The organism is Pseudoduganella sp. GW821-FHT12E03 (assembly GCF_058807115.1).
The window spans coordinates 447,758-472,408 of sequence record NZ_JBXAQJ010000005.1 but is presented as its reverse complement, the minus strand read 5'-3'; the positions used below and the strand labels follow the sequence as shown (position 1 = coordinate 472,408).

At 62.2% G+C, this 24,651-nt stretch carries 24 protein-coding genes; 14 read left to right on the top strand and 10 right to left on the bottom strand.

The genetic code is table 11. The features are described from left to right. The first annotated feature begins 6 nt into the window (after window positions 1–6). The 3 genes from AC1RRC_RS15640 to AC1RRC_RS15630 are packed head-to-tail and all read left to right on the top strand — an operon-like array spanning window position 7 to window position 4,259. On the top strand, window positions 7–1,944 hold the full coding sequence (locus AC1RRC_RS15640) for an alpha-amylase family glycosyl hydrolase (RefSeq protein WP_493056408.1): 1,938 nt from the start codon (window positions 7–9) through the stop codon (window positions 1,942–1,944). Then, complete coding sequence (locus tag AC1RRC_RS15635; RefSeq protein ID WP_493056407.1) at window positions 1,941–2,894, top strand: PfkB family carbohydrate kinase; 954 nt, start codon at window positions 1,941–1,943, stop codon at window positions 2,892–2,894. Before AC1RRC_RS15640 ends, AC1RRC_RS15635 begins: the two co-directional genes overlap by 4 nt. A gap of 30 nt (window positions 2,895–2,924) precedes the next feature. Next, window positions 2,925–4,259, top strand: coding sequence for an MFS transporter (locus AC1RRC_RS15630; protein ID WP_493056406.1), 1,335 nt, complete (start codon window positions 2,925–2,927; stop codon window positions 4,257–4,259). Window positions 4,260–4,358: 99 nt separating this feature from the next. On the opposite strand, the gene bfr is transcribed toward AC1RRC_RS15630, so the two are convergent. Beyond that, entirely contained in the window at window positions 4,359–4,835 is a 477-nt protein-coding gene (bfr, locus tag AC1RRC_RS15625; protein ID WP_493056405.1) for a bacterioferritin, read from the bottom strand. A gap of 247 nt (window positions 4,836–5,082) precedes the next feature. Here bfr and AC1RRC_RS15620 point away from each other — a divergent pair, with 247 nt between their 5' ends. Beyond that, window positions 5,083–5,763, top strand: a complete 681-nt coding sequence (locus tag AC1RRC_RS15620) for a Fe2+-dependent dioxygenase (protein WP_493056404.1) — start codon at window positions 5,083–5,085, stop codon at window positions 5,761–5,763. 117 nt (window positions 5,764–5,880) lie between these two features. On the opposite strand, the gene AC1RRC_RS15615 is transcribed toward AC1RRC_RS15620, so the two are convergent. Then, complete coding sequence (locus AC1RRC_RS15615; protein WP_493056403.1) at window positions 5,881–6,438, bottom strand: energy transducer TonB; 558 nt, start codon at window positions 6,436–6,438, stop codon at window positions 5,881–5,883. 58 nt (window positions 6,439–6,496) lie between these two features. Between AC1RRC_RS15615 and AC1RRC_RS15610 the strand changes: the two genes are divergently transcribed. The 4 genes from AC1RRC_RS15610 to AC1RRC_RS15595 all read left to right on the top strand — a co-directional run bounded on the left by AC1RRC_RS15610 (window position 6,497) and on the right by AC1RRC_RS15595 (window position 9,473). After that, entirely contained in the window at window positions 6,497–6,865 is a 369-nt protein-coding gene (locus AC1RRC_RS15610) for a hypothetical protein (RefSeq protein ID WP_493056402.1), read from the top strand. 138 nt (window positions 6,866–7,003) lie between these two features. Then, on the top strand, window positions 7,004–7,267 hold the full coding sequence (locus AC1RRC_RS15605) for a FeoA family protein (protein WP_493056401.1): 264 nt from the start codon (window positions 7,004–7,006) through the stop codon (window positions 7,265–7,267). A gap of 3 nt (window positions 7,268–7,270) precedes the next feature. Then, a complete protein-coding gene (gene feoB, locus AC1RRC_RS15600; protein ID WP_493056400.1) occupies window positions 7,271–9,160 on the top strand; it encodes a ferrous iron transporter B in 1,890 nt (629 codons plus the stop codon). A gap of 1 nt (window position 9,161) precedes the next feature. After that, complete coding sequence (locus AC1RRC_RS15595; protein WP_493056399.1) at window positions 9,162–9,473, top strand: DUF6587 family protein; 312 nt, start codon at window positions 9,162–9,164, stop codon at window positions 9,471–9,473. 320 nt (window positions 9,474–9,793) lie between these two features. Here the strand turns inward: AC1RRC_RS15595 and AC1RRC_RS15590 are convergent, their stop codons facing one another. Further along, window positions 9,794–12,091, bottom strand: a complete 2,298-nt coding sequence (locus tag AC1RRC_RS15590; RefSeq protein ID WP_493056397.1) for a catecholate siderophore receptor Fiu — start codon at window positions 12,089–12,091, stop codon at window positions 9,794–9,796. Between the two features lie 225 nt (window positions 12,092–12,316). Between AC1RRC_RS15590 and AC1RRC_RS15585 the strand changes: the two genes are divergently transcribed. Genes AC1RRC_RS15585 through AC1RRC_RS15575 form a run of 3 tightly spaced genes read left to right on the top strand, consistent with a single transcriptional unit; the run spans window position 12,317 to window position 14,272 of the window. After that, on the top strand, window positions 12,317–12,988 hold the full coding sequence (locus AC1RRC_RS15585) for a glutathione S-transferase family protein (RefSeq protein ID WP_493056396.1): 672 nt from the start codon (window positions 12,317–12,319) through the stop codon (window positions 12,986–12,988). A gap of 53 nt (window positions 12,989–13,041) precedes the next feature. Next, window positions 13,042–13,818 carry a 5'-3' exonuclease gene (locus AC1RRC_RS15580; protein WP_493056395.1) on the top strand — a complete coding sequence of 259 codons (777 nt, stop codon included), beginning with the start codon at window positions 13,042–13,044 and terminating at the stop codon, window positions 13,816–13,818. A gap of 19 nt (window positions 13,819–13,837) precedes the next feature. Beyond that, entirely contained in the window at window positions 13,838–14,272 is a 435-nt protein-coding gene (locus AC1RRC_RS15575; RefSeq protein WP_493056394.1) for a response regulator, read from the top strand. 9 nt (window positions 14,273–14,281) lie between these two features. On the opposite strand, the gene mnmA is transcribed toward AC1RRC_RS15575, so the two are convergent. Both mnmA and AC1RRC_RS15565 read right to left on the bottom strand, forming a co-directional pair. Next, window positions 14,282–15,376: a tRNA 2-thiouridine(34) synthase MnmA gene (gene mnmA, locus AC1RRC_RS15570; protein ID WP_493056393.1), complete on the bottom strand. Its 1,095-nt coding sequence runs from the start codon at window positions 15,374–15,376 to the stop codon at window positions 14,282–14,284. A gap of 46 nt (window positions 15,377–15,422) precedes the next feature. Further along, window positions 15,423–15,902 (bottom strand): NUDIX hydrolase, encoded by a 480-nt coding sequence (locus tag AC1RRC_RS15565; protein WP_493056517.1) that lies wholly within the window; start codon window positions 15,900–15,902, stop codon window positions 15,423–15,425. Between the two features lie 345 nt (window positions 15,903–16,247). Here AC1RRC_RS15565 and AC1RRC_RS15560 point away from each other — a divergent pair, with 345 nt between their 5' ends. The 3 genes from AC1RRC_RS15560 to AC1RRC_RS15550 are packed head-to-tail and all read left to right on the top strand — an operon-like array spanning window position 16,248 to window position 19,137. After that, the gene (locus tag AC1RRC_RS15560) at window positions 16,248–17,360 is read left to right on the top strand and encodes a Re/Si-specific NAD(P)(+) transhydrogenase subunit alpha (protein ID WP_493056392.1); all 1,113 of its coding nucleotides are present in this window, start codon (window positions 16,248–16,250) and stop codon (window positions 17,358–17,360) included. 11 nt (window positions 17,361–17,371) lie between these two features. After that, complete coding sequence (locus AC1RRC_RS15555) at window positions 17,372–17,674, top strand: NAD(P) transhydrogenase subunit alpha part 2 (RefSeq protein WP_155437623.1); 303 nt, start codon at window positions 17,372–17,374, stop codon at window positions 17,672–17,674. Next, window positions 17,671–19,137, top strand: a complete 1,467-nt coding sequence (locus tag AC1RRC_RS15550; protein ID WP_493056391.1) for an NAD(P)(+) transhydrogenase (Re/Si-specific) subunit beta — start codon at window positions 17,671–17,673, stop codon at window positions 19,135–19,137. Before AC1RRC_RS15555 ends, AC1RRC_RS15550 begins: the two co-directional genes overlap by 4 nt. Window positions 19,138–19,183: 46 nt before the next feature. On the opposite strand, the gene AC1RRC_RS15545 is transcribed toward AC1RRC_RS15550, so the two are convergent. From AC1RRC_RS15545 to AC1RRC_RS15525, 5 genes are all read right to left on the bottom strand, one after another. Further along, window positions 19,184–20,110: a TIGR02285 family protein gene (locus AC1RRC_RS15545; protein ID WP_493056390.1), complete on the bottom strand. Its 927-nt coding sequence runs from the start codon at window positions 20,108–20,110 to the stop codon at window positions 19,184–19,186. An 88-nt stretch (window positions 20,111–20,198) separates the two neighbouring features. Further along, window positions 20,199–21,491: an FAD-dependent monooxygenase gene (locus AC1RRC_RS15540; protein WP_493056389.1), complete on the bottom strand. Its 1,293-nt coding sequence runs from the start codon at window positions 21,489–21,491 to the stop codon at window positions 20,199–20,201. A 5-nt stretch (window positions 21,492–21,496) separates the two neighbouring features. After that, window positions 21,497–22,840 carry a Xaa-Pro aminopeptidase gene (gene pepP, locus AC1RRC_RS15535; protein ID WP_493056388.1) on the bottom strand — a complete coding sequence of 448 codons (1,344 nt, stop codon included), beginning with the start codon at window positions 22,838–22,840 and terminating at the stop codon, window positions 21,497–21,499. Next, a complete protein-coding gene (gene murU / locus AC1RRC_RS15530) occupies window positions 22,837–23,556 on the bottom strand; it encodes an N-acetylmuramate alpha-1-phosphate uridylyltransferase MurU (protein ID WP_493056387.1) in 720 nt (239 codons plus the stop codon). Before murU ends, pepP begins: the two co-directional genes overlap by 4 nt. 9 nt (window positions 23,557–23,565) lie before the next feature. Next, window positions 23,566–24,612: an aminoglycoside phosphotransferase family protein gene (locus AC1RRC_RS15525; protein ID WP_493056386.1), complete on the bottom strand. Its 1,047-nt coding sequence runs from the start codon at window positions 24,610–24,612 to the stop codon at window positions 23,566–23,568. Window positions 24,613–24,651: the final 39 nt, after the last annotated feature.

The window sequence follows — 24,651 nt, the reverse complement described above, 5'->3', positions numbered from 1 at the left end:
GATGCGATGACTGATTTTCCTGACTTTTTACCTGCACTGGTCACGCCGCTGGCAGGCGGGCTGCGCGACACGGCGGCCCGCCGCTACGCGGCGCAGCACGCGGTGCTGCACCAGCGGCTGCATGCGCTGTATGGCCAGCGCCCGGATTTCCCGCAGTGGTATGCCACGCTGCTGGGCGCCATCGGCGGCCTGCTGGCGCAGCGGCCAAACGCCCTGCAGGCGCAGGATGCGCGCCGCGAGGCGGACCCGGACTGGTTCCTCGACCAGCGCATGCTGGGTTACTGCAGTTATGTGGACCGCTTCGGCGGCACCCTGCGCGGTGTCGCGCGGCGCATTCCCTACCTGGAAGAGCTGGGCGTGCGCTACCTGCATTTGCTGCCGTTCCTGCGTCCCCGCGCAGGAGAAAACGATGGCGGCTTCGCGGTCGCCAGCTTTGATGACGTCAATCCGGCGCTGGGCGAAAACGGCGACCTCGACCTGCTGGCGGCCAGGCTGCGCCAGGCCGGCATCAGCCTGTGTTCGGATTTCATCCTCAACCACGTGGCCGATGACCATGCATGGGCGCAGGGGGCGAAGGCGGGCGACGCGGCGCTGCGCGATTACTTCCTGGTGTACCCGGACCGCGCCGTGCCCGACCGCTATGAAGCCACGCTGGGCCAGGTCTTCCCGCAAGTGGCGCCCGGCAATTTTACGTACGTGGAAGCGCTGCAAGGCTGGGTGTGGAGCACGTTTTATCCGTACCAGTGGGATTTGAATTACGCCAATCCGGCCGTGTTTGCGGACATGGCGCAGGCGCTGCTGCGGCTGGCGAACCGGGGCATCGACGTGTTCCGGCTCGATTCCACTGCCTTCCTGTGGAAGCGGGAAGGCACCAACTGCATGAACCAGCCGGAAGCGCACCTGCTGTTGCAGGCGCTGCGCGCCATCGTGGCGATTGCCGCGCCGGGTGTGTTGCTGAAGGCCGAAGCCATCGTGCCGACGCGGGAGTTGCCCGCCTACCTGGGCAGCCAGGGCAGCCAGAGTAGTGACGGCGGCGCGGCCGAATGCCATATCGCGTACCACAGCAGCCTGATGGCGGCCGGCTGGGGCGCGCTGGCCGAGCAGGATGCGGCGCTGTTAAAGGCCGTGATTGCACGCACGCCGGCGTTGCCGCCTGCCGCCTCGTGGCTGTCGTATGTGCGCTGCCATGACGATATCGGCTGGAACGTGCTGCGCGCCGAGGCGGCGGAAGCGGATGCCCCTGGCGCAGCTCGGATTGCACTGGCCGCCGCAAGTCCCGGCGCTGGCGGCGGCGATGCCGCTGCCCGCCTGGCAAAAATCGCGCGCTTTTACATGGGCGAGGAAGGCAGTTATGCGGCCGGCGCATCGTTCCAGAGCAGCGATCCGAACGCGGCGCACGGCAGCAATGGCGCCACCGCGTCGCTGCTGGGATTGCAGTCGGCGGGCAATGATGCCGAGCGTGCGGCAGCCCTGCGGCGCAACCTGCTGCTGCATGGGCTAACGCTGGCCTTCGGCGCCTTGCCGGTGCTGTACATGGGCGATGAGCTGGCGCAATTGAACGACGACCGCTACCTCCAGCGTCCGCAACACGCGATGGACAGCCGCTGGCTGCAGCGGCCTTACCTGGATGAAGCGGCGCTGGTGCAGCGCCATGATGTGCAAACGCCTGCCGGCCACATGTTCATGGGCTTGCGCGCGTTGTTGCAAGCACGGCGCCGCCTGCCCGCGCTGGCGGCCGGCGCGCCGCGCACGGTGTTGCCGTCGCATGCCCCGGTGCTGGCGCTGGCGCGCGGCGATGACTTTCTTTGCCTGTGCAATTTCTCGCAACAGCAGCAGGCGCAGGCGCTCGATGGCGCATGGTCCGATTGCTTGACCGGCCAGGGCTTTTCAGGTGAAGTGGTGCTGGAACCGTACGCCCTGCTGTGGCTGGAGCGTGCGGCATGAATGCACAGGAGACGACGATGGTCAGGCAGGAAATTGCAGTATTCGGTGAAGCGCTGGTCGATGATTTCGGCACGGTGCAAGTGGTGGGCGGCGCCCCGTTCAACGTGGCGCGCCACCTGGCCGGACTTGGTTTGCCGGCGCTGATGGTCACACGTATCGGCAACGATGCCAATGGGGCGCTGGTGCGCGATGAGTTCACGCGCTACCGCATGGCGGACGCGGGATTGCAAACCGGCGCAGGCGAAGCCACCGGCCGCGTCGCGGTGGAGATGGCGCCCGATGGCAGCCACCGCTTCGAGATCCTGCCGCACCAGGCGTATGACGCGATCGATGCGCAGGCGGCGGCCCAGGCGGCGGCGCAGGCGCAGCCGGATGTGCTGTATTTCGGTACGCTGGCGCAGCGCGAAGAAGCGTCGCGCACGGCCTTGCAAGCGGTGCTGAAGGCGGCGGGGGCGCTGCGCTACCTCGACTTGAATTTGCGCGACGGCCAGTACACCGAACGCACGGTATTCGATTCGCTGTCGCAGGCCGATATCCTGAAAGTCAATGAAGACGAGCTGGCGCAATTGTTTGAGTGGTACAGCCATCTGTGTCCGCCGCTGGACGACATGGCCAGCCTCGATGTGCGCATGGCATGCGCGCAGCTGATGTCGAATTTCACGCTGCAGGGCATGATCGTGACCCTGGGACCACGCGGCGCGGTGCACTACGGCGCCGATGGCGGCATGACGGCGGTGGAGGGCACGCCGCTGGAACGGCTGGTCGATACCGTGGGCGCGGGCGATGCGTTTTCCGCCGTCTATCTGGCGGGCCGCGCCCGCGGCTGGCCGCTGGACACCACTTTGCAGCGCGCCAACGCGTTTGCCGGCGCCGTGTGCGGGCTGGCCGGCGCGGTGCCGGCCGACTTGTCCTTTTATTCTGACTGGAACGGGCGCTGGTTAGCCAGCTGACCGCCCCTTTCACCCAACCGGAGCAAGAAAATGGCGCAGTACAAACCTCGCCTGTCGTTCTGGCAAGTGGTCAACATGAACGTGGGTTTTTTCGGCATCCAGTTCAGTTTTGGCCTGCAGCAGAGCAGCATGAGCCCGATCTACAAATACCTGGGCGCCGATGAGGCCAGCCTGCCTTACCTGTGGCTGGCCGGCCCCGTGACGGGGCTGCTGGTGCAGCCGCTGATCGGCGCGATGAGCGACCGCACGGTGTCGCGCTGGGGACGCCGCACGCCGTACTTTTTGATTGGCGCCATCTTGTGCAGTCTGGGCTTGCTGGCGATGCCGTTCAGCCCCGCGCTGTGGATGGCGGCCAGCCTGCTGTGGATACTCGATGCGGCCAACAACGTGACGATGGAGCCGTACCGGGCCTTCGTCAGCGACCGGCTGGAGCGGGAGCAGCATTCGCTGGGCTTCCTGACCCAAAGCGCGTTCACGGGGCTGGGGCAGACACTGGCGTACCTGACGCCGTCGCTGCTGGTGGCGTTCGGCATGAGCCGCGACGCGGTCAACAGCCACCATATCCCCCATACGGTGATTGCCGCGTTCTTGATCGGCGCCGTGTTTTCGCTGGCGTCGGTGCTGTGGACCGTGAAAACCACGCCGGAATTGCCGCTGGCGCCGGCCGAACTGGCGCGCCTGCGGGCCGCGCCCGGCGGCTGGCGCGATACGCTGGCGGAAATCGCCGATGCGCTGCGCAACATGCCGCTGACCATGCGCCAGCTGGCGCTGGTGAAACTGTTCCAGTGGTATGCGATGTTTTGCTATTGGCAGTACATCATGCTGTCGCTGTCCTCGACCTTGTATGGCACCACGGATTCGTCGTCGGCCGGGTTCCGCCAGGCCGGCTTGCTGAACGGTGAAATCGGGGCGTTTTATAACTTCGTGGCCTTCATCGCGGCCTTTGCGCTGGTGCCGTTCACGCGCCGCTATGGGCCGAAAGCCATGCACAGCGTGTGCCTGGTGCTGGCCGGGATCGGCATGCTGTGCTTGCCGATGATCACCTCGCCGGCGTTGCTGTTCGTGCCGATGATCGGCATCGGCCTGGCGTGGGCCAGCATGATGGGCAATCCGTATGTAATGCTGGCGGGCAGCATTCCACCCGAGCGCACCGGCGTCTACATGGGGATCTTCAACATGTTCATCGTGATCCCGATGATCATCCAGATCCTGACCTTGCCGCTGTATTACCACGCGTGGCTGGGCGGCCATCCGGAAAACGTGATCCGGCTGGCGGGTGCGCTGCTGCTGTGCGGCGCGGTGGCGGTGCTGTTCGTGAAGGTGGCGGGGAAGGATGCGCCGCTCGCGCAGGGCGTGCCCGCATAAATGCCAAAGGCGCCGCGTTGGACAACGCCGGCGCCTTTGGTATGTTCGTCACGGGTGCCGGGCCTTCAGGCCGGGCATCTTCAATTTGGCAGGGACGGTTTATTCGCCGGACGCCATCTGGCTTTGCAGGTAATTCTGCAGGCCGATCTTGCCGATCAGGTCGATCTGGGTTTCCAGCCACTCGATGTGTTCTTCCGTATCTTCCAGGATCATCAGCAGCAAATCGCGCGACACATAGTCGGTGGCTTTTTCAGCGGTGGCGATGCCTTCCTTGATCGTGACGTGGGCGGCACGTTCCAGTTTCAAGTCGCATTCCAGCATTTCCTGGGTCGATTCACCGATCAGCAGCTTGTGCAGCGCTTGCAGGTTCGGCAGGCCGTCCAGCATCAGGATGCGGTCGATCAGTTTGTCGGCGTGTTTCATTTCGCCGATCGATTCTTCGTACTCTTTCTTCGCCAGCTTTTCGAAGCCCCAGTGGCGGTACATGCGGGCATGCAGGAAGTACTGGTTAATCGCAGTCAATTCATTGGTCAGCTGTGCATTCAGCAGACGGATAACGTCTTTATCGCCCTTCATGGGAGTACCTTTTTATTGTTGGATAACTGGGTGCCGGGCCTTCAGGCCGGGCATCCACATATCAGTTAATGGAGCGGGATTTTTCGCCATTTTGCCACGAACTTGCTGATAACTGTAAGTAAATGATGAAAAAATGGCTAGATAACATTGGTGGCAAAAATGCTGGTGAGAGCGCGAATAATTATCGTTCTCATTATGCTTTGGATGTCGCATAATGACGGCTGAGTTAACCGGAAGGGATAGCAACATGATGCTGCACATACCCGGCATTTTGACGCCGGATCAAGTCAAATATTTCCGCCAGAAGATGGCTGCCACGGAGTGGGTCGATGGCCGCGCCAGCGTCGGCGCGCAGGGCGCGCAAGTGAAGCGCAACCGCCAGCTGGCCGAAGGGTCGCCGCTGGCGTTGGAACTGGGCGACATCGTCACGCGTGCGCTGACCGCCAATCCCCTGTTTTTCTCCGCCGTGCTGCCGCACCGCGTCTTGCCGCCATACTTCAACAGCTATGCCGGCGGTGAGCAATATGGCTTGCATATCGATGGCGCCGTGCGCGTCAACAGTACCAATATGCAGAGCATGCGCGCGGACGTCTCGACCACGGTTTTCCTCAGCAATCCCGATGAGTATGAAGGTGGCGAACTGATCGTCATGGATACCTATGGCGCGCACGAAGTGAAGTTGCCGGCCGGCGATGCCATCGTCTATCCGTCCAGCAGCGTACACCGCGTCGCGCCCGTGACACAAGGCGAGCGGGTGGCGTCGTTCCTGTGGACGCAAAGCATGGTGCGCGATGACTGGCAGCGTTCCATCCTGTTCGACCTGGACCAGAATATCCAGAAGCTGCGCGCGCAAATCGGGGATGGCGATGCGGTGGTGGGACTGACGGGGCATTACCACAACCTGTTGCGGATGTGGGCCGACATGTAAACAGCAAAGGGGCCATGCATGGCCCCTGTTGTCCCCTCAAAAAAGTCCCTGCCTGGATTGCTCGTGGGTTGGGCGCTGAAGGGGTGTTGCCTCGTAACTTGCGCGATTCGCCTGGCGTCAGCTCAGCGAGAAATTGATCGGCACCAGCACATACACCGGCACGGCCTTGCCATCTTCCAGGTAAGGTTTAAACAGGGCGCGCATCGCGGCCTGGCGGCCGGCTTCGTCAAGGTTGGTATGGCCGGACGATTTATGCACTTGCACTTGCTCGGCCTGGCCTTTTTCACTGATCAGCACGCGCAGCATGACGACGCCGGTTTCACCCAGGCGTTTCGAGACCGATGGATAGACCAGTGCCGGCGGGCGGACATATTCCACGCCTTGCACCGTGCGCGGTGTTGCGGGGGCGGGTGGGGCCGGGGGTGCCGGCGGGGCCGAGGCGACGGCGGCGGGCGCGGCCGGAGTTTCCTGCGCCACGCGCGGCGCGGGCGGCGGCAGGGTGATGGTGTTTTCCACCACGGTATTGATTTGCGGCAGGGGCGGCGGCGTGACGGTCGGCGCCTTGGCGACTTCCACCGTCTTCGGCTGCGGCTTGCTTTCTGGTGGCGGAGGCGGGGTCACGAACGTGACCATGACCGGTTCCGGCATGACCGCTTGCACTGCGCTGTGCAGCATGCCGGACTGCAGGCCATATGCCAGGCCCACATGCAAGCCCACAACGACGGATACCTTGATGATCTTGCTGCGCTTCTCTTGCCAAAAGGCAGACAGGCCAGCCAGCGTCTCGTCGGCGCCAGGCGCCGGCATCGTCATTGTGTTCATAGCGTCCTTAAGCAGTGAAGGTAGGGCGCTTGAGCACAGTCTCGTTCAAGCTGCCCAGGTGTTCATTCAGGATTTCCGCAGCGGTGTCGGCGCACTGGCCACAGCAGGTGGCGAGGCCGAGGTCGCGGCGCAATTCATCCAAAGAAGTGATACCCAGTTCGATGGCTTGACGGACTTCGCGGTCGGAAATGTTGTTGCAGACACAAACGATCATTGCGTTACCTTCTGGCTAAACGGGATTGATGTTGATAACGATCTTTCACTATTGCCTTCTGGTTAATGAGAATCGTTATCATTACGTTTCCTATTCTGCCCCAGTCCAGCGTACAATGCAAGAAAATCCTGAGAATACAAACCATTCCCATTTACGCTTTATAATGGCTGCTCAAAATTTCCTCACAGAACCCTCGGAATGACCATGACGCAAGCTCCAACCTTGATCCAGCTCGACACCCTGGCGGTCGGCAAGAGCGGCACCGTGGTCCACGTTGCTCCCGGCAATTATGAAGATGGCGCCGACCTCGCGCGGCGCCTGATGGAACTGGGTTTTGTGCCAGGTGAACGGCTCCGCATGCTGAAACGCGGCATGCCGGGCGGCGAACCGCTGGCCATTAAAGTTGGCAACGCGACCTTCGCCTTGCGCTGCTTCGAAGCGGCGCTGATCTCTATCCAACCGGAATAAATAATGGGTGCAGTAGAAAAGCCGGCGCAAGCCGTGGCGCAGTCGCCGATGGTGGCGCTGCTGGGTAACCCGAATTGCGGCAAGACGGCCTTGTTCAACCGCCTGACGGGCGCGCGCCAAAAAGTGGCGAACTATGCGGGCGTGACGATCGAACGCAAGGAAGGCCAGTTCACGTCGCCGGCGGGGCATCCATTCCGGTTGCTGGATTTGCCGGGCGCATACAGTTTGTCGGCCCACACGCCGGACGAGGAAATCACGCGCGACGTGGTGGCCGGTTTGCGCGCCGGCGACGCGGCGCCCGATATGGTGGTGTGCGTGGTCGATGCGACCAACTTGCGCCTGAACCTGCGCCTGGTGCTGGAAATCAAACGCCTCGGCTTGCCGATGGTGCTGGCGCTGAACATGATGGATGTGGCGCAAAAGCGCGGCATCATTGTCGATGCCGCGCTGCTGTCCCAGGAACTGGGGATGCCGGTGGTGCAAACCGTGGCGGTGCACAGCGGCGGCGAGAAAGCGCTGCTGCAGCAACTCGACAGCATGTGGCCGCTGCGGCAGGGCGCGCCGAATCCGCTGGCCGCGATCGACGCGGTGCCGGTGGAGCAGACCCAGAAGGAAGTGCGCCGCATCCTGGCGCTGGTGGTCAATACCACGGCCGACACCGGCAATTTCTCGGAAAAGATCGATGACGTGGTGCTGCATCCGGTGGCCGGTCCCATCATCCTGGCGGTATTGATGTTCCTGGTGTTCCAGGCGGTGTTCAGCTGGGCTGCGGTGCCGATGGACTTCATCAAGGAAAGCGTGGAAGGCCTCGGGGAACTGGTCAAAGCGCAGATGGCCGATGGCGTGCTGCGGTCGCTGCTGGTCGATGGCATTTTGGGCGGGGTCGGCAGCGTGCTGGTGTTCCTGCCGCAGATTTTAATTTTGTTCTTCTTTATCCTGGTGCTGGAGGATTGCGGCTACCTGCCGCGCGCCGCCTTCCTGCTGGACCGGCTGATGGGCGGCGTGGGCTTGTCGGGCCGCGCGTTCATTCCACTGTTGTCGAGCTTCGCCTGTGCGATTCCCGGCGTGATGGCGGCGCGCACCATTCAAAACCCGCGCGACCGCCTGGTCACCATCATGATCGCGCCGCTGATGACGTGTTCCGCGCGCTTGCCGGTGTATGCGCTGGTGATTGCCGCGTTTATTCCCGATCGCATGGTGGGCGGCATGATCAATTTGCAGGGGCTGGTGCTGTTTGTCCTGTATGTGGCCGGTATCGTGTCGGCCATGGCGGTGGCGTATTTCATGAAGCGCACCATGGGTTCCAACCGCCAGCAGCCGCTGATGCTGGAACTGCCGAGCTATCACATTCCGCACCTGCGCAACCTGGGCCTGGGCCTGTGGGAACGCGCCAAGATTTTCCTGTCCCGCGTCGGCACCATCATCCTGACCTTGATGGTCTTGCTGTGGTTCCTGTCCAGCTTCCCGGGCGCACCGGACGGCGCGACCCATCCGCCGATTTACTACAGCATCGCCGGGATCCTGGGCCGTGGCCTGGAAGTCATCTTCGCGCCGATCGGCTTCAACTGGCAGATCTGCATTGCGCTGGTGCCGGGACTGGCCGCGCGTGAAGTGGCGGTGGGCGCGCTGGGCACCGTGTATGCGCTGTCGCAGACCGGCGATGAACTGGCCGCGCAGCTGGAACCGATCCTGACGCAAAGCTGGCCCTTGCCGACCGCGCTGTCGCTGCTGGCGTGGTACGTGTTTGCGCCGCAGTGCATTTCCACCTTGTCGGTGGTGCGCCGCGAGACGGGCCATGTGCGCTATGCGTTCATGATGGCCGGCTACATGTTTGCGCTGGCGTATGCGGCGTCGTTCATCACTTACCGTGTTGCGCTGGCCCTGGGAGGCTGATATGTGGCAAGAGATAACTGTTGGCGTGATCGTGGCCGCATGCGCCGTGCATGCGGGCGCGCGCTACCTGCCGCTGGCCTGGCGCCAGCAGATCGTCTATGTGCTGACGCGCCGCGGCTTCAACCAGGCGCGGTTGGCCAAGCTGTTTAAAACCGAATCGAGCTGCGGCAGCGGTTGCGGCAGCTGCGGCGCCGCGTCGTCGTCGTCGTCCAAAGCTTCCGCCTGCGGGACATCGTCGCCCCCCATCGGCGCACCCGCGCCAACCGATACCACCACCACCCGCCGCGTGATCCGCCTGCACGTGCAGCGCTGATTTTTTTCTCCCCCCCGTGGGGTCAGGCGTGCATTGATGCACAAAACCTGTGGGGTCAGGCGTGCATTCGTGCATTTCTCAGGAAGCCTTATGCGGCGTACCCTCACGGCCGCAGGCATCGATGCGGGCGCGCCGTGGACATGCCATTACTGCATCCATTCCTCGCAACGAATGCCTTCTAATGCAGGGGAAACCGGGTGGTGCACCGCGAATGCACGAATGCACGCCTGACCCCACCGTAATAACGCATCAATGCACGCCTGACCCCACAATGACAAACGCCACCCGAAGGTGGCGTTTTGCGTTGGAGCCTGATCCGGTTAGAAGCGGATGTTGGCCGTCACGCTGCCCGAGCGCGGGGCGCCTGGGGTGTAGCGGTAGCCGGACTTGTTGATTGCCTGGATGTACTCTTTGTCGAACAGGTTGTTGATGTTGACTTGCAGCTCGACGTTGCGGGTGACCTGGTAGGCGGCCATCGCGTTGGCGACCCAGTAGGCATCGGCAAACGCCGGGGTGCCCACGGCGCTGTCGGTGCCGCGCATCAGCTTGCCGACGTAGTTGGCGCCGCCGCCCAGTTTCAGGCCCATTGGCAGGGTGTACGACGTCCACACGGTGAACGAATCCTTCGGCGTGTAGCTCAGGACGTTTTCGTTTGCGGCGGTCATGACCTTGCCGGAGGTGACGCTGGTCTTCATGTGCGCGTAGCCGCCCGAGATCAGCCAGTTGCGGGCGATTTCACCCGTCAGGCTGATTTCAATGCCATCCACGCGCTTCTTGCCGGTCTGGTAGTACAGCAGGTCGGTCGGGTCCTGCTCGATCTCGTTGCGCACCTCGGTGCGGTAGATCGCGCCAGCCAGCGCCAGCTTTTGCTTCAGCAAGTCCCACTTGCCGCCGATTTCCTTGGTGACCGTGGATTGCGGATCGAACTTCGGATTGGCCGCGCTGCTGGCCGAGGTGCTCAGGACGAACGTGCCGCCGCCCGGAGGCTGCTTGGACGTCGCCACGGTGGCATACACGCTGCTGTTTTCCGTCGGCTTGTACAGGGCCGACAGTTTACCGGTCAGCAGGGTATCGGCCAGGTCCAGTTTCACCGGCAGGAAGACGCCGGCCGGGACTGGCGGGTTCGAGGTGGCCGTGGTCAGCACCACCGCGTTGTAGCTGGTGCTGTAGTGGTCGACGCGCACGCCGCCGCTGAACATCCATTGCTCGCCCAGCTTGGCCGTGTCGAACAGGTACAGCGCCTGCGTGTTGGTGGAAGCGTCGCTGTACACACCGTTGCGCTTGGGCGCCGGCGCGGTCTTGAACGGCGCCGATGGATTCGGGTTGTACAGGTTGGCATCGGCCAGCACGCCCAGGCTGGCCGTGTCATAGCCGTAGGTCAGCTGCTTTTCATTGATCAGTTCCAGGCCGGCCACCGCCGTGTGCTTCATGCCCGCGCCATTGAAGTCGAAGGTCACCGTGGTCTGGTTGGCCAGCAGCTGGTTTTCCTGGTCCTTGATGGTGCGCAGGTCAGGGCGCTTCAAGCTCCATTGCGCAACCGGCAGCACCACGCCGGCGGCGGTTTCCGTCACCAGGTTGGCGGCATTGCCACGGAACGCGCTCAACAGGTAATCCTGCTGGGTCTTGCCATAGCGCGTCATGTTTTGCAGTTTGACGGACGGCGAGAAGTCGTGGTCGATGCGCACGGTCGCCATGTCGGCCTTGACCTTGTCATAGTCGGAAGTCGAACCATAGAAGCCGCGTGGATCGACGCGCATCGCGTCGTTCAGGTACAGGCGGCGCTTGGCGGCCACGGTGTTGGCACTGTCCGGGCTGGTATAGCCAGGCAAGCCGATGGTCGGCACGCCGCCATCGGGCATATTGTCCTGGTCCACGTGCAGCAGGCTCAGCGACACGCGGGTCGGGCTGCCGATGCCGAATCCGATGGTCGGCGCCACGGCCCAGCGCTTGTTCTTGATCACGTCACGGGCCGGATTGCCGGAATCTTGCGCCAGCACGTTCAGGCGGAAGGCGGTGCCGCTGTTGAGGTCGATGACCTTGTTCAAGTCCGCAGTGGCGCGCTTTTGCTGGCCGCTGCCGGCCGTCACGATGCCGGAATAGGCATCTTGCATGGTCGCCTGCTTGGAACCCAGGTTGATCGAGCCGGTCGGCGAGCCACGGCCACCGTCGGTGCCGGCCGGGCCCTTGACGATATCGATCTGTTCGATATTGAAGATGTCGCGCGAAATCGAGCCCATGTCGCGCAGGCCATCGACGTAAATGCTGGACGAGGCGTCGAAGCCGCGCATATAGATCGCGTCGCCAGTGTTGGTGTTGCCGTTTTCACCGAGGAAGAAGGCGCCCACGCCCGGGGTGTTGCGCAGCGCGTCGGCCAGGGTCACGGCGCCTTGCTGCTCAATCAATTCTTTCTTGATGACGGTGATGGTTTGCGGCGTGTTGACCAGCAATTCCGTGTATTTGGTGGAGTTGGCGCGGTCGGCCTTGAATTCGTTTTCCTTGACGCCTTCGACACGCACTTCCTGCATCACGCCACCGGCAACCACCGGCGGGGCAGGCGTGGCGTCGGCACCGTGCGCTGCTGCAACCGGCAACAGCATGGCGGCCAGGACAGTACTCATCTGGGTATAACCTGGAGTCGAATGTTTGCGGCTCTTGATTGCCATGATCTTTTTCTTAGGAAAGTAGTGAATATCCGAAAGATGATAGCAAACTTCTTACCTGTAAGTAAATGTGAATTATTATCATTTGCATTGATATTCAGGCCATCTGCGACGCAATATTGGCGAAACTGTTAAGCTGGAAGCTTGCGGCGCACGGCCGTGCTTTTTTTCTGAAAGATTGCCATGATCGTAGTCCATCACCTCAATAATTCCCGCTCGCAGCGCGTCCTGTGGCTGCTGGAAGAACTGGGTTTGCCGTATGAAATCGTGCGTTACCAGCGCGATGCGAAAACCATGCTGGCGCCGGCGTCGCTGCGCGCCATCCACCCGCTGGGCAAGTCGCCGGTCATCACCGATGGCGACGTGACGGTGGCGGAATCGGGCGCCATCGTCGAATACCTGGTGGAGCGCTATGGCGATGGCCGCTTCGTTCCCGCCGCCGGCACGCCGGACAAGCTGCGCTGGCGCTATTTCATGCACTATGCGGAAGGCTCGCTGATGACGCCGCTATTGATGAAGCTGGTGTTTGACCGGGTGGCATCGGCGCCCGCGCCGTTCTTTGTGAAACCGATCGCGAAAGCCATCGCGCACAAGGTGCTCAGCACCTACATCCAGCCGCAGATTGAAACCCACCTCGATTACCTGGAAGACGAGCTGGCCAAGGCGCCCTGGTTTTCCGGCGCGGAATTCGGCGCGGCGGACGTGCAGATGAGTTTTCCGCTGGAAGCGGCATCGGCGCGCGGCGGGCTGGCCAAGGAGCGGCCGAAGCTGACGGCGTTCCTGAAGCGCATCCATGCGCGGCCGGCGTACAAGAAGGCGCTCAAGGCGGGCGGTCCTTACGAGTTGATCAAATAGGGCAGTGCCGGCGAGCGGGTACAATATCGGATCAGTAACATTTGTATTCCACCATGGCCAGACTCCTTGCCATCGACGGCTTGAACATCGTGCGCCGCGTGTATGAAGCCAGTCCCGAACCGGATTCGGACTTGAAGGCGGACATCGCGCTGCGCCACGCCCTGTCGTCGTTCCGCCATTTGATCAACGGCCACGAGCCGAGCCACGTGCTGCCCGCGTTTGATTTCGGCGGCCGCACCTGGCGTCACGACCTGTATGAAGGCTACCGCGAAGGCCGGGCGCCGATGCCGGAACCGCTGCGCGCCGCCTTGCCCGGCTTTTATGTGTCGCTGGAAAAAATCGGCTTGCTGCCGGTGTCGCTGCCCGGGGTGGAAGCCGATGACGTGATCGGCACGGTCGTCATGCGCTGGCTGAGTGAGGGGCGGGGCGATGCCGTGGTGGCCAGCACCGACAAGGATTTGCACTGCCTGATCGCCGACGGCGCGCTGGTGTGGGATCACTTCAAGAGCGAGTGGCATGACTATGCCTGGGTGGAAAACAAATGGGGCGTGCCGCCGGAACTGTTGCCGGACTTGCTGGCGCTGATGGGCGACGCCACCGACAGCATTCCCGGCGTGTCGCGCGTGGGGCAAAAAACCGCTGCCAGGCTGTTGCGCACATACGGCACATTGGATGCGATTATGGCTGGGGCTGGTATATTGAAAGATACTCTGGGCGAAACGTTACGGAAAGAACGTGAAATGCTGTATCTTTCGCGCCAACTGGTGCAACTGAAAACCGATGTCAAAGTCGGCGTCAGCTGGAACATGCTGGCCTGGCAACATAACTAAAAAATAAACAGGGGACAAGATGTTAAAGGCGGTCATTATTGATTCCAGTGCGGTGGCGCGCGGCTTGCTCAATACCGTACTGATGGATGGCAGCTATGACGTGGTGGGGCAGGGACACACGGGCGCCAGCGCCATTGCACTGATGGTGAAGCACAATCCGCAAATCGTTTGCATTGCGCGTGACGTGGTGGAGGCCGACGAAGCGTCGATTGCCGAAGTACGCAAGGGCTGGCCGAAAGCCATGCTGTTCATGGTGTCCAGTGAATTCGACGCGCCCACCGTGCAAAAAGCGCACGCCATGGGCTTTATCGGCTTTATCGTCAAGCCGTTCAATGCCGGCACGGTGCTGAAAACCATCCGCAGTACCATTATCACCATGGTCAAGCGCCAGCAAAAAGCGCAGGCGGACATGCAGGCGGCGACCGGCGGCAGCGCCGGGAATGACGCCGCCTGATATTAATTTTTAAGCAATAATCCCGCCGCCCAGGCACACGTCGCCGTCGTACAAGACGGCCGACTGGCCCGGCGTCACGGCCCACTGCGCATCCGGGAACGCCAGCGAGAAATCCAGCAAGCCATCCGCCGTCACGTCGCACGGCACGTCGGCCTGGCGGTAGCGGGTCTTGGCCGACAGGCGGCCGGCGGCCGGCGCTTCGCCCGCCACCCAGCTGGCCTGGCTGGCTTGCAAGGCCGGCGACAGCAGCCACGGATGGTCATGGCCCTGCACCACCCACAGCGTATTTTCCGCCACATCCTTGCGCGCCACATACCATGCGTCGCTGCTGCCATCGGCGTTCTGGTACGACTTCACGCCACCGATGCCGATACCCTTGCGCTGGCCCAGCGTGTAGAACGACAGGCCGATATGCTGGCCCACGACCTTGCCGTCCGGCGTTTTCATCGGGCCGGGCTGGTGCGACAGGTAGCGGTTCAGGAATTCGCGGAACGGGCGCTCACCAATGAAGCAAATGCCGGTGGAGTCCTTCTTGGCCGCGTTCGGCAACTTGAGTTGTTCGGCAATCTTGCGCACTTCGGTTTTCGGGATTTCACCGAGCGGGAATAAGGTTTTCGACAGCTGCGCCTGGTTCAGGCGGTGCAGGAAATAACTTTGATCCTTGGTATGGTCGAGCGCTTTGAGCAATTCGAACTTGCCCGACGCGGTATTTTGCCGCACGCGCGCGTAGTGGCCGGTGGCGATCAAATCCGCGCCGAGGTGCATCGCGTGGTCGAGGAAGGCCTTGAACTTGATTTCCGCGTTGCACAGCACATCCGGGTTTGGCGTGCGGCCGGCCTGGTATTCCCGCAGGAATTCCGCGAACACGCGGTCTTTGTATTCGGCGGCAAAGTTGACGGCTTCGATGTCCACGCCGACCACGTCGGCCACGCTGGCCGCGTCGATCCAGTCCTGGCGGGTCGAACAGTATTCCGAATCGTCGTCGTCTTCCCAGTTTTTCATGAACAGGCCGATGACTTCATAGCCTTGTTCTTTCAGCAGCCATGCCGAGACCGAGGAATCGACCCCGCCAGACATCCCGATCACGACACGTTTCTTGCTCATAGTGCTAATTCCGCTTAGTTACTTATTAAATTACATGTAAAACACATCAAATCTCGCCGAACACCGACGCATGCGTGTGCAGCAAATCGAGCGGCGCGCGCTTGCCCGCCAAATATTCATCAATGCACGTCAACAGCAGCGGGCTGCGGTGGCGTTCCGGGCAGGCGGCGATTTCTTCGCGCGTCAGCCACATGGTGCGCAAAATGCCGTCGTCGAGCGGGCGGTCCAGTTTGGCGCCCACTTCGCCGCAAAAGGCAAAGCGCAAATACGTCACCGCCTCACCCGTGCGGGCCGAACGGTAGCGCGACATATACATGCCGACCAGGCCGGTCGGCTTGAATTCATACGCGGTCTCTTCCAGCGCCTCGCGCACCACGGCCTGTTCCAGCGATTCATGCGGATCCAGGTGGCCGGCCGGCTGGTTCAGGCGGATGCCTTCGCTGGTTTCTTCTTCGATCAGCAAAAACTTGCCATCTTTTTCAATGATGGCGGCAACAGTGACAGAGGGTTTCCAGGTGCGCGGCATAGGGTCGTCCATGAAAGAGCCGCCATTTTATCTTGTTCCGGGAACGAAGCTCCGAAAAGCTGCGGTTTTCCGATGCAAATTCGACATCACGTCCTAACGGACTACGATTGGTGCCGAATTTGACAGTATCTTCTATTAAAACCGGTTAATTGCACGAAGTGAGATATTGCTTTCACGCTATGAAACATGCGGTTGGTCATGCGCTACAGAATATGGTTATTGCGCTCTAAAAAGGGGTAACTTTCCCAAAATTCATGTTATGGTCTTAGCAGAACGTCATACTTTTGCAACTTTTCCCATCCATAATTTTAATAAATTTCATATTCGACATTACCGGAGGTAGTTATGAGGATAGGCATACCGGCCGAAACAAGGCCGGGAGAAACGCGGGTGGCGGCAACGCCCGAAACGGTGAAGAAGCTGGCCGCAAAACACCAGTTACTGGTGCAGTCCGGCGCAGGCTTGCAGGCATCGATTACCGATGAAGCGTACGTGGCGGCGGGCGCCACCATCGTGTCGGCGCAAGAAGCGTTTGGCGCGGACATGGTGCTCAAGGTGCGTGCGCCGAACGACGCGGAACGGGCCCAGATCAAGCCCGGTACGGTCGTCATCGGCATGCTGAACCCGTTCGACGCGGATAACACGGGCTTGATGGCGCAAGCCGGCCTGACCGCGTTTGCGCTGGAAGCCGCGCCCCGTATTACCCGTGCGCAATCGATGGACGTGCTGTCGTCGCAGGCAAACATTGCCGGCTACAAAGCGGTCATGATGGCGGCCAACACGTACCAGCGTTTCATGCCGATGCTGATGACGGCGGCGGGCACCGTGAAAGCGGCCCGCGTGCTGATCATGGGCGTCGGCGTGGCCGGTTTGCAAGCCATTGCGACCGCGAAACGCCTGGGCGCCGTGATTGAAGCGTCCGACGTGCGTCCGCCGGTCAAGGAACAGGTGGAATCGCTGGGCGCGAAATTCATCGACGTGCCGTACCTGACCGATGAGGAAAAGGAAATCGCCAAGGGTGTCGGCGGTTATGCCCGTCCGATGCCACCAGAATGGATGAAGCGCCAGGCCGAACTGGTGCACGAACGCGCGAAACTGGCCGACATCATCATCACCACCGCGCTGATCCCGGGCCGCAAAGCCCCGGTCCTGATTTCCGAAGAGACCGTGAAAGCCATGAAGCCGGGTTCCGTGATTGTCGACCTGGCGGCCGAGCAGGGCGGCAACTGCCCGCTGACGGAAGCGGGCAAGACGGTAACCAAACACGGCGTGCACATCATTGGCGAACCGAACCTGGCGTGCCTGGTGGCGGCCGACGCGTCCGCGCTGTATGCGCGCAACGTGCTGGACTTCCTGAAGCTGGTCATCGACAAAGAGGACAAGCTGGTCATCGACCGGGAAGATGAAATCATTAAAGCCACCTTGATCGCCTTCGGCGGTGAAGTGCTGCGCAAATAAGGGGAAGCGACATGGAAGTCAGTCATACCATCATCAACCTCATCATTTTCGTGCTGGCCATCTACGTGGGTTACCACGTGGTGTGGACCGTCACGCCCGCGCTGCACACGCCGCTGATGGCGGTGACCAACGCGATTTCCGCGATCATCATCGTGGGCGCCATGCTGGCGGCCGCGCTGACGCAGGGCAAGGTCGGCCAGATCGCCGGCACGGTGGCCGTGGCGCTGGCCGCGGTCAATGTGTTCGGCGGGTTCCTCGTGACGCAGCGCATGCTGGAAATGTTCAAGAAAAAAGATAAGGGGAACAAGGCATGAGTTTCATCAGCTGGAATCTCGTTACCCTGCTGTACCTGGTGGCATCGGTTTGCTTCATCCAGGCACTGAAAGGCTTGTCTTCTCCCGCCAACGCGCGCCAGGGTAATGCCTTTGGCATGATCGGCATGGCGATCGCGGTGGTCACCACGCTGGCGCTGATCCTCAAATTGCAGGCGGAAGCCGCATCGTCCACCGGTGGCATGGGCTTCGGCCTGGTCGCTTTGGGCGTCATCGTGGGCGGCGGTATTGGCGCCACCCTGGCGAAAAAAGTCGAAATGACGAAGATGCCGGAGCTGGTCGCGGCAATGCACTCGCTGATCGGCCTGGCGGCGGTGTGTATCGCGGTGGCGGCGGTCTCCGAGCCACAGGCGTTCGGTATTGCCGCAGCCGACGGAGCACTGCCGATGGGTAACCGGATCGAACTGTTCATCGGTACGTTTGTTGGCGCGATCACGTTCTCCGGTTCCGTGATTGCGTTCGGCAAATTGGCGGGCAAATACAAGTTCCGCCTGTTCCAGGGTGCGCCGGTGGTGTTCGCGGGCCAGCACATGCTGAACCTGGTGCTGGCAACCGTGATGGTGGGCCTGGGCCTGGTGTTCGTGTTTGCCGGTGGTGTGGAACCTGCGTGGACCCCGTTCCTGATCATGACGGCGATCGCCTTCGTGCTGGGCGTGCTGATCATCATCCCGATCGGCGGCGCCGACATGCCGGTGGTGGTGTCGATGCTGAACTCGTATTCGGGCTGGGCGGCGGCCGGTATCGGCTTCTCGCTGAACAACTCGATGCTGATCATTGCCGGCTCGCTGGTGGGTTCCTCCGGCGCGATCCTGTCGTACATCATGTGCAAGGCCATGAACCGTTCGTTCTTCAACGTGATCCTGGGCGGCTTCGGCGGCGACGCGGCGGCGGCTTCGGCCGGTGGCGCGGCGCAGGCGGCCCGTCCGGTGAAATCCGGTTCGGCCGACGATGCGTCGTTCATCATGGCCAACGCGGAGTCGGTCATCATCGTTCCGGGCTATGGCCTGGCGGTGGCCCGCGCCCAGCACTCGCTGAAAGAGCTGGTGGAAAAGCTGACCCACAAGGGCGTGTCCGTGAAGTATGCGATCCACCCGGTGGCGGGCCGCATGCCTGGCCACATGAACGTGCTGCTGGCGGAGGCCGAGGTGCCGTATGACCAGGTGTTCGAGATGGAAGACATCAACGGCGAATTCGGCCAGACCGACGTGGTGCTGGTGCTGGGCGCCAATGACGTGGTCAATCCCGCCGCGAAAGATCCGAAGTCGCCGATCGCCGGCATGCCGATCCTGGAAGCGTACAAAGCCAAGTCCATCATCGTCAATAAGCGCTCGATGGCGTCCGGCTACGCGGGCCTGGACAATGACCTGTTCTACCAGGCCAACACCATGATGGTGTTTGGCGACGCAAAGAAAGTCATTGAAGACATGGTGAAAGCAGTCGAATAAGACTGATCGCACACCACAAAAAACGGATCCCCCGGGATCCGTTTTTTTATTTGTACTCCGTGGCAGGCGCCGGTTTGGCGCGCTGCCGCGCGAATTCCGCAAACTGGGCCGCATAGCGCTGCTTGGCTTCTTCCGTGTGCCACGCGTTTTGCGCCTGCAGCAGCGCGTCGGCCCCGTCCTTCGTGCCGACAATGCGGTCGACCTTGGTGATGACGGCACGGCCCCAGTCGGTGCGGGGACACGCCACCCCGGTGGTGACCAGCGCGGTATTGCCGGCAATGGGGATGGTTTGCAGCGCCGCCAGTTCACTGTGGCGCGACCATTCATAGCTGAACGTGAAGTCGTAATCGATGGTGTAATCAACGCGGTCGGCGACGATCATCTGGAAGATCTTTTGGCCGTAGTTGCCGGTGGACGTGGTCGCCGGCCGTGCCTGTTGCGGACTGCGCGCAATCAAGTCATCGACCTTCGCGCCATAACTGCGTTTTTCCACCAGCAGGCCGCGCAGCTTGCGGCTGGCCAGCAAGGTGGAAAAGTCCACTTCACCGGCGGCATTGCGCGGCACCGCCGCCAGCGATGCATGCCGCACAATCAGGCTGGGCGGCGCGAGCATATTGGTATTGGTGAAATAGGCGACCTGTTCCCGCTCCCTGGTCCGCAGCGCTGCGGCGTAACAGACCTTGTCGCCCTGTTCCAGCATTTGCCAGGTGCGCTTGGCGTTGGCGTAAATAAAACGGTGTTCCGCTTCCGGCCATTTCGACACGATATAGCGCACCACGCGGTCGGCCACGCCGTTGCCGGGCTGGCCGTTTTCGGGGATCGATGCGGGCGGGAAGTCGGGCATGACCCAGACCATGGTTTCCGTGGCTGCGCTGGCATGCGCCGTGGCGAACGCCGTGGTGAGCACAGTAGCGCACATGGCGGCCAGCGTGGCCGCCAGCGGTTGCTGGAAAAGGCGGTGCGGTACGTTCATTTGACAGCTCCGTTGCAGGTCTGCATCCACGGTAGCATTTCGCAAGACATGGCTCAAGGGCTGATTCATGGGCCAGGAAGTACTTGTGCTATCGCCGTCCGTACATCATCAATTCCGCCAGCACCCCGCGCGCCGAACTGACCAGGTCGATCGCGGCCAGCGACGCGCCCAGCACCGCTTGCAACGGCGACTGATTGGCAAACAGCGTGGCCATCGCATCGGTCAGGTGCACGGTCGTGGTGCGGTCTTTTTCGCGCTGGCCGTGGAATTGCGCCAGGTTGAGGGGATTCGCTCCTTGCGACAGCAGCCGCGCCAGCACGGTGGCGTCGCGCAGGCCCAGGTTCAAGCCTTGGCCCGCCACCGGGTGCAGGGTTTGCGCGGCATTGCCGATGGCGGCGATGCGCGCGGTGCCCTGTGCGCCCGCGTTCAAACCGAGCGGGAAGGCGACGCGGCGCGACGTGTGGGTGAACGCGCCGAGGCGCGAACCAAAGGCATTGCCCAGGCGCGCCAGGAATTCTGCATCGTCGAGTTCCATCAATTCTTCGGTGGTGCGCGGCGTGGCGCACCAGACCAGCGCGTACTCGTCGTCTTGCGGCAGCAGGGCCAGCGGGCCTTCGTCCGTGAACCGCTCGTAGGCGCGGTGGGCGATCGGGCGGCTGGCGCGCACCTGCGCAATGACGGCGGTCTGGCCGTAATCGCGCAGCATGGATTTCACGGTCTGTTCGCCGAACAGGCCGCCCTCGGCTTGTACCACGATCGAGGCAGTGATCGTACGGTTCCGATGCGGCGCGGCTGACGCCGCGTTGCGCACATCGCCGGCCGCACCAGCACCGGCCGCCGCCATGGGCTCTGCCGTGCCCACCAAGGCCGCCGCCGCAGTGCTTGCGGCAGTCCCGGCACCAGCGCTGCCATTGGCATCTTCCGCCAGGTCCAGCGCCACGTGGCTGTCCGCTTCGCGCAGCGCCGTCACCAGCGCCGGGCGCAGGGCCGTGATGCCAAGCCGCTCGCAGGCGCCGCCCAGTTCCGCCACCAGCGCGCCATAGCGCGTCACATAACCCAGCGCGGGCAGCTTGTGTTCACCGCTGGTGATCATGCTGCGGCCGAACTGGCCGCGCCGCGAAACGTGGATTTCGTTGATGGCGGTGGCAGGGACGGGCCAGCAGCCAATCTCCTCGAGGATTTGCCGGCTGCCATACGACAGCGCCAGCGAGCGCGGGTCGTTGCCTGCCTGCTGCAAGGTGCGGGCATCGATCAGCGCAATACGGCTGGCCGCTATGCCGCGTTTCACCAGCAGCGCCGCCAGCGCCATGCCGGCCGGGCCGGCGCCGCAAATGGCGACGTCGTAGTCGGGCGTTTCACCCGGAATATCATCAGTTGCCAAGCCGGTCATGCAGTTGCCATCGTTTGTTCAATTTCCTCGACGGTTTTCGGCGCCCCCACGCTGAGGATGCTGTAGCCATCGTTCGTCACCAGCACATCGTCTTCAATCCGGATGCCGATGTTCCAGTATTGTTGCGGCACGTCGTCGCCGGGACGCACATAAATGCCCGGCTCCACCGTCAGCACCATGCCGGGACGCAGCGGGCGCGATGGCTTGCCCGGCGTGTGCACGTCGCGGTACTGGCCGACGTCATGCACATCCATGCCCAGCCAGTGGCCGGTGCCGTGCATGTAAAAACGCGTATACGCCTTGGTGGCGATGATTTCATCAACGGTGCCGTGCTTGTCCTCGCACAGCAGGCCCAGGTCCAGCATGCCTTGCACCAGCACGCGGACTGCGGCGTCGTGCACCGACTGGTAAGGCTGGCCGGGGCGGATGGCTTCCAACGCCGCCGATTGCGCCGCCAGCACCAGTTCATACAGCGCCTTCTGTGGTTCGGTAAAGCGGCCGTTGGCGGGATAGGTGCGGGTGATGTCGGAGGCATAGCCATCGAGTTCGCAGCCCGCGTCGATCAGCACCAGGTCGCCATCGTTGATGGTGTCATTGTTGGCGACGTAATGCAGCACGCAGGCATTGGCGCCGGCCGCCACGATCGAGGTGTAGGCCGGCGATTGCGCGCCGTTGCGGCGGAATTCATGCAGCAATTCCGCTTCGATTTCATATTCGCGCATGCCCGCCTGCGTGGCGCGCATGGCGCGGGCATGGGCTTGCGCGGAAATCGCGGCGGCGCGGCGCATGGTGGCGATTTCCGTGTCGTCTTTGACCAGGCGCATGTCATCGATCACCGGCAGCAGGTTGTGCGCCGTGTCCGGCGCCGTCACGCCGCTGCGCGATTGCGCGCGCACGGCGTCGAGCCAGCGCTTGACTTGCATGTCGGTTTTGCGGTCGCGGCCCAGCGGGTAATACACGGCGGGCGCATCGGCCAGCAATTTCGCCATTTCCGCATCGAGGGCGGTAATGGCGTACGCGGCATCGAAACCAAACGTGCCGCGCGCCGCTTCGGGACCATAACGGAAGCCATCCCAGATTTCGCGCTCGGCATTTTTTTCGCGGCAAAACAGCAGCGATTGCGCCGGCTTGTCGCCCTGCGCGGCCACCAATACCAGCACCGCTTCCGGCTCCGGAAATCCGGTCAGGTAAAAGAAATGGCTGTCGTGACGGTACGGGTAGTCACTGTCGGCATTGCGCGCCACTTCCGGCGCCGTGGCCAGCACGGCCACGGACCCCGGCTCCATTTGCCCGAGCAGGCGAGTGCGCCTCGCGGCAAATGCCGCCGGATTAAACGTCATTGTGGTTTGCCTCCCGCCTTGGCGCCATTGAGCTCGTCGAGTTGCTGCACGGTGCCGACATTGACCCATTCGCCTTCATACAGTTCGCCGCCAACCTGGCCCCGTTCGACATAGTCGCGCAGCAGCTTGCCCAGGCCGGCCTTGGTGCCCGGTTCGATGCCGTCGAACATTTCAGGACGGTACACGCCGATATTGCCGAAGTTCCACAGCGTCTCGCCGGTATTGGCCAAGGTGTACATGTTCATCGCGAAGTCGCCCTTGGGGTTGTGCCACGGGTTCGGCGTCAGGTACAGCCACGCCACGTCGCGCTTGTCCTTGGCATACGGATTGCCCCACATATCCTTGTCGTGCAAGACATCCTTGACCTGTTCGAAATCGAAGTAGGGGCAATAGATATCGCCGGAAATCGCGAGGAACGGTTCATCGCCCAGCAGTGCGCGCGCATAGGCGATGCCGCCGGCGGTTTCCAGTGCTTCCGCTTCGCGCGAATACTGGATCTTTGCACCATACTTGCTGCCGTCGCCCAGTTCTTCTTCAATCATGTGGCCCAGGTGGGCGTGGTTGATGACGATCTCCGTGATGCCGGCGCGCACCAGGTTCAGGATGTGCCATACGATCAGCGGACGGCCCCGTACTTTCAGCAGGGGCTTCGGGACCGTGTCCGTCAACGGACGCATGCGCTCGCCGCGGCCGGCGGCGAAAATCATTGCTTTCATTGCGGTCCTTTAGAACGTGTAGCCGACCTGGGGCGCCGTGTTTTCCAGCGTGTCCAGCAGCTTCACCAGTGGACGCAAGTCCTTGTAGCGGTTGGCCACCTTGCGCACGTATTCCATCACGGTCGGCAAATCGCCCATGTAGTTGGCCTTGCCGTCGCGGTAATTGAGGCGGCAGAAAATGCCGAGGATCTTGATGTGACGCTGCAAGCCCATGTATTCCATGTCCTTGTAGAACGCATCGATATCGCGGTGGACCGGCAAGCCTTCCGCCTTCGCCTGCTGCCAGTAGCGGATCGCCCAGTCCAGCACCAGTTCCTCATCCCACTGGACGTAGGCGTCGCGCAGCAGGGACGCCACGTCGTACGTGATCGGACCATACACGGCGTCCTGGAAGTCCAGGATGCCCGGGTTCTTAAGGTCATCGATCCACATCAGGTTGCGTGAATGGTAGTCGCGGTGCATATAGACTTGCTGTTGCGCCAGGCAATTGGCCAGGATCGCATCGAACACTTTTTGCAATTCCGCGCTTTGCGCTTCGGTCAGGGTGGCGCCCAGGTGTTTTTCGATATACCACTCGGGGAACAAATTCATTTCCCGCAGCATGAAGGCGCGGTCGAATTCCGGCAGCACGCCCGGCTGGCTGGCTTTCTGGATTTTCACCAGCGCGCCCAGCGCTTCCGCATACAGGGTGGCGGCATTGTCGTGGTCCAGCACTTGCAGGTAAGTGCTTACTCCGAGATCGGACATCAGCACGAAACCCTGTTCCAGGTCTTGCGCCACGATGACCGGCACGGTCACGCCGGCATCCTGCAGCAATTGGTCGACCTTCAGGAAGGCCGGCACGTTTTCCCGCTCGGGCGGCGCATCCATCGCGATCAGGGTGGCGCCGTGTTTGGTCTGGTGTTCCGGCAGCACATCGACGCGGAAATAGCGGCGGAAGCTGGCGTCGGCCGAGGCGGGGCGGGCGCTGGCCACATCGACCAGGGCGGTTGCGGACAGCCACGTTTGCAGGGAATCGAAACGGGCGTCGTGTGATGAATTAGGCAATAAGGACATGAAACAAAGTCTGACAAAAGCAGTCGAAGTCGTAGATTC

What these genes read in the sequence shown, in the direction of transcription:
- AC1RRC_RS15585 (WP_493056396.1), top strand. Translation starts at nt 12,317, where the DNA reads ATGATCGTAGTCCATCACCTCAATAATTCCCGCTCGCAGCGCGTCCTG.
- AC1RRC_RS15580 (WP_493056395.1), top strand. Translation starts at nt 13,042, where the DNA reads ATGGCCAGACTCCTTGCCATCGACGGCTTGAACATCGTGCGCCGCGTG.
- AC1RRC_RS15550 (WP_493056391.1), top strand. Translation starts at nt 17,671, where the DNA reads ATGAGTTTCATCAGCTGGAATCTCGTTACCCTGCTGTACCTGGTGGCA.
- AC1RRC_RS15525 (WP_493056386.1), bottom strand. Translation starts at nt 24,612, where the DNA reads ATGTCCTTATTGCCTAATTCATCACACGACGCCCGTTTCGATTCCCTG.
- AC1RRC_RS15615 (WP_493056403.1), bottom strand. Translation starts at nt 6,438, where the DNA reads ATGCTGCACAGCGCAGTGCAAGCGGTCATGCCGGAACCGGTCATGGTC.
- pepP (WP_493056388.1), bottom strand. Translation starts at nt 22,840, where the DNA reads ATGACGTTTAATCCGGCGGCATTTGCCGCGAGGCGCACTCGCCTGCTC.
- feoB (WP_493056400.1), top strand. Translation starts at nt 7,271, where the DNA reads ATGGGTGCAGTAGAAAAGCCGGCGCAAGCCGTGGCGCAGTCGCCGATG.
- AC1RRC_RS15590 (WP_493056397.1), bottom strand. Translation starts at nt 12,091, where the DNA reads ATGAGTACTGTCCTGGCCGCCATGCTGTTGCCGGTTGCAGCAGCGCAC.
- AC1RRC_RS15565 (WP_493056517.1), bottom strand. Translation starts at nt 15,902, where the DNA reads ATGCCGCGCACCTGGAAACCCTCTGTCACTGTTGCCGCCATCATTGAA.
- AC1RRC_RS15605 (WP_493056401.1), top strand. Translation starts at nt 7,004, where the DNA reads ATGACGCAAGCTCCAACCTTGATCCAGCTCGACACCCTGGCGGTCGGC.
- AC1RRC_RS15555 (WP_155437623.1), top strand. Translation starts at nt 17,372, where the DNA reads ATGGAAGTCAGTCATACCATCATCAACCTCATCATTTTCGTGCTGGCC.
- AC1RRC_RS15595 (WP_493056399.1), top strand. Translation starts at nt 9,162, where the DNA reads ATGTGGCAAGAGATAACTGTTGGCGTGATCGTGGCCGCATGCGCCGTG.
- AC1RRC_RS15575 (WP_493056394.1), top strand. Translation starts at nt 13,838, where the DNA reads ATGTTAAAGGCGGTCATTATTGATTCCAGTGCGGTGGCGCGCGGCTTG.
- AC1RRC_RS15635 (WP_493056407.1), top strand. Translation starts at nt 1,941, where the DNA reads ATGAATGCACAGGAGACGACGATGGTCAGGCAGGAAATTGCAGTATTC.
- AC1RRC_RS15545 (WP_493056390.1), bottom strand. Translation starts at nt 20,110, where the DNA reads ATGAACGTACCGCACCGCCTTTTCCAGCAACCGCTGGCGGCCACGCTG.
- AC1RRC_RS15560 (WP_493056392.1), top strand. Translation starts at nt 16,248, where the DNA reads ATGAGGATAGGCATACCGGCCGAAACAAGGCCGGGAGAAACGCGGGTG.
- mnmA (WP_493056393.1), bottom strand. Translation starts at nt 15,376, where the DNA reads ATGAGCAAGAAACGTGTCGTGATCGGGATGTCTGGCGGGGTCGATTCC.
- bfr (WP_493056405.1), bottom strand. Translation starts at nt 4,835, where the DNA reads ATGAAGGGCGATAAAGACGTTATCCGTCTGCTGAATGCACAGCTGACC.
- AC1RRC_RS15620 (WP_493056404.1), top strand. Translation starts at nt 5,083, where the DNA reads ATGATGCTGCACATACCCGGCATTTTGACGCCGGATCAAGTCAAATAT.
- AC1RRC_RS15630 (WP_493056406.1), top strand. Translation starts at nt 2,925, where the DNA reads ATGGCGCAGTACAAACCTCGCCTGTCGTTCTGGCAAGTGGTCAACATG.
- AC1RRC_RS15640 (WP_493056408.1), top strand. Translation starts at nt 7, where the DNA reads ATGACTGATTTTCCTGACTTTTTACCTGCACTGGTCACGCCGCTGGCA.
- AC1RRC_RS15610 (WP_493056402.1), top strand. Translation starts at nt 6,497, where the DNA reads ATGATCTTGCTGCGCTTCTCTTGCCAAAAGGCAGACAGGCCAGCCAGC.
- murU (WP_493056387.1), bottom strand. Translation starts at nt 23,556, where the DNA reads ATGAAAGCAATGATTTTCGCCGCCGGCCGCGGCGAGCGCATGCGTCCG.